Below are 2,593 nucleotides of genomic sequence, written 5' to 3' on the forward strand. Positions count from 1 at the left end.
CCCATGCTTTTCATGGGCGAGGAGTGGGGAGCGTCGACGCCGTTCCAGTTTTTCAGCTCCCACCCGGAACCCGAGCTGGCCCGCGCTACCGCCGAGGGCCGCAAAAAGGAATTCGCCGACCACGGGTGGGACGCCGACGACATCCCCGATCCGCAGGACCCGCAGACCTTCCATCGCTCCAAGCTGGACTGGTCCGAGCCCGACGCCGAGCAGCATGCAAAATTGCTCCAGCTATATCGTGATTTGATTGCCCTGCGGCGCAACGAAACCGATCTGGCCGATCCGTGGCTGCCGCGGCTCGTGATCGACTATGACGAAGACGCCCGATGGATCGTCATGCGCCGCGGTCGATTGGCAGTGGCCTGCAATCTGGGCGCCGAGTCGGTGCGTGTCCCGTTCGCCGGCGAACTCGTGCTGTGCTCCGACGCCGCCGACGTCGGCGACGAGAGCACCGCGTTGGCTCCGCACTCGTTCGTGATCCTGCGCGCTGTGGATAACTGACTACCGGCACCGTCCGCAACCGCCGATGATGCGCGGATGAGCCATTCTGAGCTGTTACCGATCCCGCCCATCCATACCGCGTGCGATCCGGTCAACTCGATCGAAGATCTGCGAGAGCGGTGGCGAGCGCTCATGGGGCCGTTGAGTTTTGGGACACGGCTACTGTGGTTTGGCTTGATCGGGCCGGACCGCTGCTTTGGCCTGAAGATCAGCCGGGTACCGATCCGCCCCCGTCCCCGGGGTCCGATTGTGTGGAACCTGATGTCATCGCTGCGGACGCTGCTCGACGACCTGGAGCCGGGTACCACCGCGGCCTTGCTGTTGTCGGGGCCCGGACGCGGACCGATCTCGACCATCGAACTGCTGTGGTCGAAGTCGCTGACCGACATGGCCGCGCGCTTCGCCGTCCCCCTGGAGCCGATCTTTCGCGCCAACGACGAATCGATCGCACTGTTGGGCTAGCGCAGGCCGATCAGGTAGCTTTCGCGCATGAGTGAAATCGACTACGGCGCCAGAGCCCGTCTCGATTACATCGAAACGCAACTCAAGGCGCTGTTCCCCGAAGGCTACGTGCCCTTCGCGGAGGCGAGTACCTCCGGGATGCCGACCGCAGTCGTCGCGCTCGCCCGCGCGGGCAACATGATTGCCGCGATCAAGGAATACCGCAGCATCACCGGCGCCGGGTTGGCCGAGGCGAAGCAGGCCGTCGAAGCGATGCGGTAAGCGGCGCTGAACCTCACGCGCCTACAACAGATAGCGGTAGGCCGGCGAACCCGGTTCGATCGCCTCGATCTGCATCTCCGTGCCCCGCATGCGTTCCAACAGGCCGTCCAGGCCGGCGGCCGAGCCCAACTCGATACCCACCAGCGCTTCACCGGTCTCCCGGTTGTTGCGCTTGACGTACTCGAACAGCGTGATGTCGTCGTTCGGACCGAGCACGCCGTCGAGGAAGCGGCGCAGCGCGCCGGGCTCTTGCGGGAAATCGACCAGAAAGTAGTGCTTGAGCCCGAGGTGGACCAGCGACCGCTCGAGTATTTCGCCGTACCGCGACACGTCGTTGTTACCGCCCGACACCAAGCACACCACCGTGGAACCCGGCTCGATGTCGGCTTCCAATAAGCCCGTCACCGCGAGCGCACCCGCCGGCTCGGCGATGATCCCCTCGTTTTGATACAGGTCGAGCATCGCCGTGCACACCGCGCCCTCGTCGACGGTGGTGATCGACACCATGTTGCCCGCGGCGGCCAGGGCGGCGTAAGTCAGCCGGCCGGCCCGGCTCACCGCGGCGCCATCGACGAACTGGTCGACATGGTCAAGGGTCACCGGACCGCCGTTGGCCAGCGCGGCCATCATCGCGGCGGCACCGGCCGGCTCGATACCGAGCACGGAGGTCTTGCTGGTCCGCTCGGCGAGGTAGGTGGTGATGCCGGCAATGCACCCGCCACCACCGACGGGAACCACCACCAAGTCAGGCTCGGCATCGAGCTGGCTCAGGATCTCGACGGCGATCGTGCCCTGGCCGGCCATGGTGCGCGGGTCGTCGTACGGCGGAACCAACGTCGCCCCGGTGCGCTCGACGTCGGCGAGCGCGGCCTCGGCCGCCAGATCGTAAGTCGTACCGCCCACAATCAGCTCGATGAACTCCCCGCCGTGGTAGCGGATGCGGTCGCGCTTCTGCTTCGGCGTCTTGGCCGGCACGTAGACGCGGCCGCGAATACCGAGCGTGCGGCAGGCGTAGGCGAAGCCCTGGGCGTGGTTGCCCGCCGATGAGCACACCACGCCGGCGGCGACCTCCTGGTCGGACAGCTGGACCAGCAGGTTGTAGGCACCGCGCAGCTTGTAGGAGCGCACGGTCTGCAGGTCTTCGCGCTTGAGGTAGACGTTCGCCCCGGTGGTCGCGGACAACCGGTCGGAAAGCTGGAGAGGTGTGGGCGTGACCACGCCGGCGATTCGCGCCGCCGCACCGTCGACATCGGCCGCTGACAGCGGCCCATTACCCGTGCTCGGGCTCTGACTCAGTTCGGCGGACACCGGTCAATGGTGCCACCAAGCTGCAAATTCAGTGCACAGGGGTGAGCACAAAGACCGGAAT

The 2,593-nt window shown here is 66.2% G+C and carries 4 protein-coding genes; 3 read left to right on the forward strand and 1 reads right to left on the reverse strand.

Features of this window, described 5'->3' with window-relative positions; translation table 11 throughout:
• The 3 genes from VN856_RS21750 to VN856_RS21760 form a co-directional block, all read left to right on the forward strand.
• The coding region (locus tag VN856_RS21750) for a DUF3459 domain-containing protein (protein ID WP_325692819.1) at nt 1–501 on the forward strand (501 nt) is incomplete at its 5' end.
• Between the two features lie 36 nt (nt 502–537).
• Nucleotides 538–963, forward strand: a complete 426-nt coding sequence (locus VN856_RS21755; protein WP_325692822.1) for a hypothetical protein — start codon at nt 538–540, stop codon at nt 961–963.
• A 27-nt stretch (nt 964–990) separates the two neighbouring features.
• Nucleotides 991–1,224, forward strand: a complete 234-nt coding sequence (locus VN856_RS21760; protein WP_325692825.1) for a ribosomal protein L7/L12 — start codon at nt 991–993, stop codon at nt 1,222–1,224.
• Nucleotides 1,225–1,245: 21 nt separating this feature from the next.
• Here the strand turns inward: VN856_RS21760 and ilvA are convergent, their stop codons facing one another.
• Nucleotides 1,246–2,532, reverse strand: coding sequence for a threonine ammonia-lyase IlvA (ilvA, locus tag VN856_RS21765; protein WP_325692828.1), 1,287 nt, complete (start codon nt 2,530–2,532; stop codon nt 1,246–1,248).
• Nucleotides 2,533–2,593: the final 61 nt, after the last annotated feature.

Origin of the sequence: Mycobacterium sp., assembly GCF_035603715.1 — a bacterium.
Lineage (GTDB): Bacteria > Actinomycetota > Actinomycetes > Mycobacteriales > Mycobacteriaceae > Mycobacterium.